General features: G+C 73.5%; 7 protein-coding genes. 2 read left to right on the forward strand and 5 right to left on the reverse strand.

All coding sequences use genetic code 11. The features are described 5' to 3' along the window. Positions 1-67 precede the first annotated feature (67 nt). Positions 68-676 (forward strand): hypothetical protein, encoded by a 609-nt coding sequence (locus AB0B66_RS42445; protein ID WP_360541106.1) that lies wholly within the window; start codon positions 68-70, stop codon positions 674-676. Positions 677-785: 109 nt separating this feature from the next. Here AB0B66_RS42445 and AB0B66_RS42450 read toward each other — a convergent pair whose 3' ends face one another. From AB0B66_RS42450 to AB0B66_RS42460, 3 genes are read right to left on the reverse strand one after another with little or no spacing between them, the layout of a single operon-like run. Then, a complete protein-coding gene (locus AB0B66_RS42450) occupies positions 786-1,238 on the reverse strand; it encodes a winged helix-turn-helix transcriptional regulator (RefSeq protein ID WP_155368639.1) in 453 nt (150 codons plus the stop codon). A 10-nt stretch (positions 1,239-1,248) separates the two neighbouring features. Then, positions 1,249-2,301 carry a zinc-dependent alcohol dehydrogenase family protein gene (locus AB0B66_RS42455; protein WP_360541108.1) on the reverse strand — a complete coding sequence of 351 codons (1,053 nt, stop codon included), beginning with the start codon at positions 2,299-2,301 and terminating at the stop codon, positions 1,249-1,251. A gap of 58 nt (positions 2,302-2,359) precedes the next feature. Beyond that, complete coding sequence (locus AB0B66_RS42460) at positions 2,360-2,722, reverse strand: VOC family protein (protein ID WP_360541110.1); 363 nt, start codon at positions 2,720-2,722, stop codon at positions 2,360-2,362. A 146-nt stretch (positions 2,723-2,868) separates the two neighbouring features. On the opposite strand from AB0B66_RS42460, the gene AB0B66_RS42465 reads away from it, so the two are divergent. After that, positions 2,869-3,969, forward strand: a complete 1,101-nt coding sequence (locus tag AB0B66_RS42465) for a LacI family DNA-binding transcriptional regulator (RefSeq protein WP_360541111.1) — start codon at positions 2,869-2,871, stop codon at positions 3,967-3,969. Between the two features lie 11 nt (positions 3,970-3,980). On the opposite strand, the gene AB0B66_RS42470 is transcribed toward AB0B66_RS42465, so the two are convergent. Continuing rightward, positions 3,981-4,844, reverse strand: a complete 864-nt coding sequence (locus AB0B66_RS42470; RefSeq protein ID WP_360541113.1) for an ATP-grasp domain-containing protein — start codon at positions 4,842-4,844, stop codon at positions 3,981-3,983. A 94-nt stretch (positions 4,845-4,938) separates the two neighbouring features. Further along, positions 4,939-5,928, reverse strand: coding sequence for a hypothetical protein (locus AB0B66_RS42475; protein ID WP_360541115.1), 990 nt, complete (start codon positions 5,926-5,928; stop codon positions 4,939-4,941). Positions 5,929-6,221: the final 293 nt, after the last annotated feature.

Here is a 6,221-nt window from a genome sequence, read left to right on the forward strand (position 1 = left end):
TAACACCATGGTGGACAGAGTGACTTTGGCGACCGCGGGCCGCGGTCGCAGACGAGACGGAGGTGACATGGCCGAACCGGCGACGACCACGACGCAACGACACCTGGTGGTGGCCTGGGTGTCCGCCACGGCACGGCGGCTCGTACACCCCGCGTTCGGGGGTGTGGCGGCGGTCGGCGGGGCCATGATCTTCGCGGCGATCGGGTGGACGGCCGTGGGCGTGGTGCTGCGCTCGGACCCCGACACGATCGTGCGGTACTGGCTGTGGCACATCGCCGCGGCGGCGTTGCTCCCGGTCGGCCTGGGCGTGCTGTCGGTGCAGTTGACCCACCAGGGCGGCTACGGCGTGGGGGCCGAGCGGGCCTGGCTGGTGTGGGCGCAGGCCTGCGCCGCGCTCGCGCCGCTGACCGGCCTGCTGCTGATGGCCGCCCGGCCGCTGCTGTTCCGTGGCTACGACGTCCACGATCGCTGGGGAGTGCCGGTGCTGCTGGCCGGCGGGATTGCGTTGGCCTGCGCGGTCGCGGCCGGGGTCCGCCAGGTGCGCCGCATCCCGCCAGGTCGGCGGGCCGAGGTGACCCGGCTCATGGCCGGGGTCGCCACCGCGTCGACCGGCCTGGCCGCCATCGGGCTCACGGCCCTCTTCCTGCCCGCGCCGCTGCCCTGCTGCCACTGGTGATGCGAGAGCACATGCGAGTGTGGCTTTACATCTATTTTGATGTGGGCATCAAAATAGATGTAAAGCCACGTCGAGTGCTGCCCTCCGGCGGGCCGGGAGCGGGCGCGGCTCAGTCGGCCAGGTGGATGCGGGGGGCGCGCTGCTCGAACGGGGTGGACAGCACCACGGTCGTCCGGGTGGTCACGTTCGCCGACGTGCGGATCTCCTGGAGCAGGCGCTCCAGGTCCACCGGTGACGCGACGCGTACCAGCAGGATGTAGAAGTCCTCACCGGCCACGGAGAAGCACGACTCGATCTCCGACAGGTGCGCCAGGCGCTCGGGGGCGTCGTCGGGCTGCGCCGGGTCGAACGGGCGGATCGCCACGAACGCCGTCAGCGGCAGCCCGATCGCGTTGTAGTCCACCCGCGCGCCGTACCCGGTGATCACGCCGCGCTGCTCCAGCCTGCGTACCCGCTGGTGGACGGCGGACACGGACAGCCCGACCTTCTCGGCCAGGTCCGTGTACGACATGCGCCCGTCAGCGGTCAGGGCCGAAACGATGGCCTGGTCGGTCTCTTCCACGGCGCTCAAGCTACACCGCCCCGCCGTCCGGGCGCACCAGCACTTTCAGCGCTTTCCGATCATTCATCGCGGCATATCCGCCGGGCACCCCGTCCAGATCCACCGAGACGTCGAAGACCGGCGACGGGTCCAGCGTCCCGGCCAGCACGTCTGCCAGCAGCTCCGGAATGTACGCCCGCGCGGGCGCGACGCCGCCGCGCAGCGCGACGTTGCGGCCGAACATGTCGCCGATGTCGACCCCGGCCGAGCCGCCGTGCGGCACCCCGACGAAACCGACCGCGCCGCCGTCACGGGCCACGCCGATCGCGGTGCGCATCGACTGCTCGGTGCCGACGGCCTCGATGACCGCGTGCGCGCCCTGCCCGCCGGTCAGCTCCCGCACCACGGCGACGGCCTCGTCGCCGCGCTCGGGCACCACGTCGGTCGCCCCGAAGCGCCTGGCCAGCGCGGTGCGGGCGTCGTGGCGGCCCAGCGCGATGATGCGCTCGGCGCCGAGGCGGTGCGCGGCGAGCACCCCGCACAGGCCGACCGCGCCGTCGCCGACCACGGCGACCGTGCCGCCCTGGCGCACCCCGGCCGCGAGCGCGGCGTGGTGGCCGGTCGACATCACATCGGACAGGGCGAGGATCTTGACGAGGTCCGCGTCGCCGAGCCCGGACGGCAGCTTGACCAGGGTGCCGTCGGCGTACGGGACGCGCACCGCCTGGCCCTGGCCGCCGTCGGAGCCGGGCTGTCCCCAGAAGCCGCCGACCGGGCACGAGGTGTGCAGGCTCTCCCGGCAGAACTGGCAGGTCCCGTCGGACCACACGAACGGGGCCACCACGGTGTCGCCGGGCCTGACGCCGGTGACGTCCGCGCCCGCCGACTCGACGACGCCGAGGAACTCGTGCCCGATGCGCTGGCCCGGCTCCCGCTTGGCGACGCCCTGGTAGGCCCACAGGTCGCTGCCGCAGATGCAGGCGTGCGTCACCCGGACCACGGCGTCGGTGGGGTGCACCAGGACCGGATCGGGCACGTCCTCGACCCTGACGTCGTGCGGACCGTAGATCACCGTTGCGCGCATGTGATCATCGTAGTCGCGGCGCGACGCCCCGGCCGCCGGGATCCCCGTGGCGCGCGGCTCAGTGGCGCTCGCGGAGCAGGCAGAACTCGTTGCCCTCGGGGTCGGCGTACACGGTGAGGTCGTCCTGCTCGCGGACCAGCCTCGCGCCGGCGGTGACGATCGCGGCCCGCTCCTCGTCGTCGGCGACGATGTCGAGGTGGATGCGCCCGACCGGCAGCAGGTCGACCGCCTGCGCGATCCACACGTCCGGCTCGGTGCCCGACGGGTCGTGCAGCAGCACCGACTCGCCCTCCTCCAGGCCGCGCTCGGCGAGTTTCACCGCGTCCTCGTCGACGACCGGCAGGCCGGTGACCAGGCTCCAGAAGGGCGCCATGAGGTACGGGTCCCGGCAGTGGATGACGACGGAGGAGATGTACGGCATGGCGGTCACCCTAGCCGGGTAGGCGGTTCCCGCCGACCGGATAACCGAGCGGTCTTGACAGCGTCGCCTCGTGGCCGCTTACCGTGTGTAGCCGCCACCGGTCCGGTACCGGTACCGCGAGACGGCGTGGTTTCCCGGAGGTCCACATGCGCGTGACGATCGCCGACGTCGCCCGGCTGGCCGGAGTGAGCAAGGCGACGGTGTCGCGCGTGCTCAACGGCCGGCCCGACGTCGACCAGGCCACCCAGGCCCGCATCGAGGAGATCATGGCCGAGACCGGGTACGTGCCCAGTTCGCGCGCCGTCGACCTGGCCCGCGGGCGCACCCGCACGGTCGGGGTGCTCGCTCCGACGCTGCGTACGGCGTGGATGCCGGAACTGCTGCAGGGCGTCGCCGACGTCGTGGAGCCGTCCGGTTACGGGCTGTTGCTGCATTCGGCAGCCGGTGGCGGCCCGGCGCTGGAGCGGTTCGCGGCGAGCGTGCGCGGCCACGCGGTGGACGGCGTGCTCGCTGTCGACCCCGGCGCGGCCCTGGATCACCTGCGTGACCTGCACCGGCAGGGCCTGCCGGTGGTCGTGGTGGACACCGTCGGCGTGCGGGCGGCGCTGCCGTCGATCGGCGCGGACTACGCCGACGGCGGACGCCGCGCGGCGGAACTGCTGCTGGCCGCGGGGCGGCTGCGGCTGGCCATGATCACAGGACCTGCCGAGGAGCCCACCGGGGCCGCCTGCGCCGACGGGTTCGCCGACCTGCTGACCGGCACCGGCGCGGTGCTGCGGGCCAGCCACGTGACCGAGGCCGACGGGACCGAGCAGGGCGGCTACGACGCGGTGCAGCGGCTGCTACGTGCGCGGTTGTTCTTCGACGGACTGTTCGCGCACGGCGACGCGATGGCCGCGGGCGCGCTGCGGGCCCTGCAGGAGGCCGGGCGGCAGGTGCCGGGCGAGGTCGCCGTGGTCGGCTTCGGCGACGTCCCGCCCGCCGCGTACACCGTGCCGCCGCTGACCACGGTGCGGGTGCCGTGGGAGGAGATGGGCGCGGCCGCCGCGCGGTCACTCATCGATCGCCTGCGCGGCGAACCGGTCTCCGACGAGCCGGAAGTGTTCGAGACTTCCCTGGTCAGCAGGGGTAGCACCCCGCCGGTGGGCCGTATCCCGGGCCAGCGCAACCGGCGCGCGGCGCGTACCGCGGAGCTGCCCGTGTTCCGGGCCTCGACACCGGCCACGGAACCGGTACCGGAGCTGTGAGCTGCTGATACTCAGGTCAGGTGGTGGAGGACGGCCGACGGATCGACGCCGGTCGGCAGGTCGCTCACCTGGCCGTCGCCGAGTTCGACCACCCGCCAGGCGCCGTCGTCACGCAGCGCGACGTCGGTGGTGACGAACGGGTGCCCGAACGCCGCCACCAGCGGGGCGATCGCCGTCAGGTCGGGCTCGCAGGACAGTTCCGGCGTGTCCGGGTGCGGGCCGGTCAGCACCGGTTCGCCGCGCACCCACCAGACCCGGGACTCGACGGTGCGGCCGTCCTGCCGCGCGAAGCGCTCGAACCGGCGTACCACGATGCCGCCCTGCAGGGAATCCTCCTGCAGGGCGACCATGCGGGCCACGACCCGGTGCGCCTGTGCGGCGTCGGCGAGGTCGGGGATGAAGCAGGCCTGCGCCCACTCGTGCTTGCGCGACTTCACGTAGTCCTTGACGATCGCGGGTCCGCCGCCCAGCGGCGCGACCAGCCTCTCGACCTGTTCCACGGTCGGCGGCTCGGACGGCTGCCACGGCGTCCACACACTGTCCGGCGTGACCGGCGCCAGGGCGGCGTACCAGCCGGGCAGTTCGTGGGCGGCGCGGTACGCGGCCGCAGGTACCCGCAGGCTCACCCCGCGCCCGGCGAGCGCACCGGCCAGCTCGGCGTAGCGGCCGGCCGGGATCATCCACCCGCGGTACCAGACCTCGCCGAGGTCGCGCGGAATCCGGCGGACCGCCGCGGCGAGGTCGCCGGCCAGTAGCGCGTCATGGTCGAGCAGGGCGACAACGCCACCGGCGTCCCGCACGGCCCGCGCCTGCGCCGCAAAATGGGGATCGGTGCGGGTCGGGGCGAGCGGGTCGGCGCAGAACACCACGGTCACGACCGGCGAGCCTAGCCGAACCGGCACCGCCGCGCCGCGCCGTTTCCCGGCCCGGTGCCGGATCCTTCCGCCGCCACCGGGCCGGTCGGCCGCTTCAGTAGGTCCACAGCACCGCGAGGTAGTCGTTGCCGGTAGCGGTGGTGTAGGCCTGGCCGACCGTCTGGCCCAGCCGGTTCACGCCCCGGGCCTCCGACCGGCCGCCCGGCAGCAGGCCGGGCAGCAAGCGCGGCGTGCCGAACTCCGACCAGTACACGGCACGCGTGGACCCGTCGACGGCCGACCGCCAGCCGACCGAGTGCCGGCTCTCGTTGATCGCGGCGGTCGCGGCCAGCTCGCCCCCGGCCGGCATGGCCAGGTGCAGCACGGTGCCGTCGGCCCGCCACACGAAGGCCCCCTGCCGGGCGTCCCAGTACGTGCCGGACACGTCGCCGCCGTCGTTGATCCCGGTGGCGTGGCCGAGCAGACCCGACGCCACCACCTGGCCGTTCTTCCAGGTGCCCGGATTGCCGGGTGGTCCCTGGCCGAGATTGCCGCCCATCTTGCCGAACTTGTTGATGCCGGCCGGGTCGAAGCGCTCCCCGGCCGGGCCCGCGATCGTGGTCATCATCCCGTCCGCCCAGCGGAAACCACGCAGCTGCCCGTCGAGCAGGTACCGGCCGACGACCACTCCCGCGTCGTTGACACCGGTGGCGAGGCTGCTGAGGCCCGGCGATCCCAGGTCGGTCATGCCGTGCCCGGGACGCCACAGGAACGCGTGGGTGAGCAGGTCGCCCGGGGTCAGCTCGCTGTAGCCGACGATCCAGCCGTTGTTGTTGATGGCGGTGGCGAACGAGCGCAGGCCGCCCAGGGTGCCGAGGTCGGTCATCACGCCGTCCTTCCACCGGAAGGCGTGGTACGGCGCGTTCGTCCCGGGGCCGACCATGCTGAAGCCGGCGACCACCCCGTGGTCGTTGATCGCGAAGGCTTCGCTGCAGCACCCGCCGGACAGGCTGCCCAGGACGACGATGTGCGGCGTGGCGGCCGCGGCCGGAGCGGCATGGGACGACACCGCCAGCAGCACGGCGGCGACCGATGCGGACAGCATGCGGCGAACTGTTCTCACAGGCGCTCACTTCCTTCCGGTTGGCAGCGGACCACGCCGCGTGACGGCGTGACCCCTACGGTCCTCCGGCGGAGGCCGTTCGCGCAGTCGGCAAACCGACCGCGCTACCGCATTGCCGACCTGTCGTGCCGACGCTTCGGCTCGGCGCCCTTCCGGCGGCGTCGTCCGTGCCGCCACATGGGGCGGGCCCCGGCCAGGCATCGCGCCGCAGGTCGACCGGGGGTAAGACATGACGCAGCCGTCGCGACCCACGACACTCGCCGGGCGCGTGCTGG

Origin of the sequence: Catellatospora sp. NPDC049111 (assembly GCF_040648615.1) — a bacterium.
GTDB lineage: Bacteria > Actinomycetota > Actinomycetes > Mycobacteriales > Micromonosporaceae > Catellatospora > Catellatospora aurea.

Excerpts from the sequence above, each read along its gene's own strand:
- AB0B66_RS42445 (WP_360541106.1), top strand. The coding sequence starts at position 68 with ATGGCCGAACCGGCGACGACCACGACGCAACGACACCTGGTGGTGGCC.
- AB0B66_RS42455 (WP_360541108.1), bottom strand. The coding sequence starts at position 2,301 with ATGCGCGCAACGGTGATCTACGGTCCGCACGACGTCAGGGTCGAGGAC.
- AB0B66_RS42460 (WP_360541110.1), bottom strand. The coding sequence starts at position 2,722 with ATGCCGTACATCTCCTCCGTCGTCATCCACTGCCGGGACCCGTACCTC.
- AB0B66_RS42465 (WP_360541111.1), top strand. The coding sequence starts at position 2,869 with ATGCGCGTGACGATCGCCGACGTCGCCCGGCTGGCCGGAGTGAGCAAG.
- AB0B66_RS42475 (WP_360541115.1), bottom strand. The coding sequence starts at position 5,928 with ATGCTGTCCGCATCGGTCGCCGCCGTGCTGCTGGCGGTGTCGTCCCAT.